The following is a 224-nucleotide window of genomic DNA, read 5'->3' as shown; positions in this document are numbered from 1 at the left end:
GCTAATCGCACTACCACCGCTACTAACAGCTTGAGTACCGCCATCATTTACCGTAGTAGCACTTGCAATACCGCCACTACTAACAGCTTGAGTACCACCATCATTTACCGTAGTAGCACTTGCAATAGCGCCACTACCAACAGCTTGAGTACCACCATCATTTACCGTAAGACCACTCACAATAGCGCCGCTCAGGAGGGTCTGGCTACCGCCACTGCTTAGCG

The 224-nt window shown here is 50.9% G+C and carries 1 protein-coding gene; it reads right to left on the bottom strand.

What is annotated here, in order from left to right:
• Positions 1 to 224 (bottom strand): AIDA repeat-containing protein (locus tag ICN12_RS10820; protein ID WP_216272514.1); only part of this gene is annotated, 224 nt, incomplete at both ends.

Source organism: Polynucleobacter sp. AM-25C3 (assembly GCF_018882335.1).
In the GTDB taxonomy this organism is placed as follows: Bacteria; Pseudomonadota; Gammaproteobacteria; order Burkholderiales; family Burkholderiaceae; genus Polynucleobacter.
This window is presented reverse-complemented; position numbering and strand designations above follow the sequence as displayed.